Annotated in this window: 1 protein-coding gene; it reads right to left on the bottom strand. The window is 61.7% G+C overall.

Annotation, left to right across the window (positions count from 1 at the left end; translation table 11 throughout):
- The coding region (locus DM374_RS32605) for an immunoglobulin-like domain-containing protein (protein ID WP_177431650.1) at nucleotides 1–806 on the bottom strand (806 nt) is incomplete at both ends.

Genomic DNA, 806 nt, shown 5'->3' with positions numbered 1-806 from the left:
TCGGTGCCGGCTGGGTTGGTCAGTTTGGCGGTGTAAACGATGTTGCCGCCTTCCTGAACGGAACCAGTCGCTGACAAGGTCAGACCGGTGGTGTCCAGGCGCGCTGGGTCATCGGTGACGACGGTGGTCGGCGTGCCCGCAGTTTCCAGGTGCTCGTAGTTACCGCCGGTGACGCCGGTGATGCTGTTGGTCAGCGGGGTGTTGGTGTTCAACACGTTGTTCGGTGCGATGAAGTCCACCGAGCCGCTCGAAGCGTTGACCGGAATAGTGATCGATTGACCGTTAGCCAAAGTGATGACCAGCGGGGCGCCGGTGACCGGAGCAGTGACGCTCGCGGTGTAGGTGACTACGCCGCCTTCTACCGCGCTAGCGGTAGCGGTCAGGGTCACGGTGCTGGTGTCGATGCTGTCGGTAACCGCAGTAACCGCGGCAGTTGGGCTTACTTCGAGGTGCTCGAAATCGCCGCCAGTGGTGCCAGTGATGGTCACGCTGACGCTGCCGGCATCTACGTACACGGTGTCTTTCGGCGCTGCGAAGGTGACGGAACCTTCGGTGGCGTCCTTGGCAATGGTGATGGTTTCACCATTGCTCAGGGTGATCTTCATCTCAGTGCCAGCTGGGTTAGTCAGCTTGGCGGTGTATACGATGTTGCCGCCTTCCTGGACGGAGCCGGTGGCGGACAGGGTCAGGCCAGTAGTGTCCAGACGAGCCGGATCATCGGCGACGACGGTGGTCGGAGTACCGGCGGTTTCCAGATGCTCGTAGTTGCCACCGGTGACGCCAGTGATGCTGTTGGTCAGCGGGGT

Source organism: Pseudomonas huaxiensis, from assembly GCF_003231275.1.
In the GTDB taxonomy this organism is placed as follows: Bacteria; Pseudomonadota; Gammaproteobacteria; order Pseudomonadales; family Pseudomonadaceae; genus Aquipseudomonas; species Aquipseudomonas huaxiensis.
The sequence above is the reverse complement of the archived record's forward strand: the minus strand, read 5'-3'. Positions and strand labels throughout refer to the sequence as shown.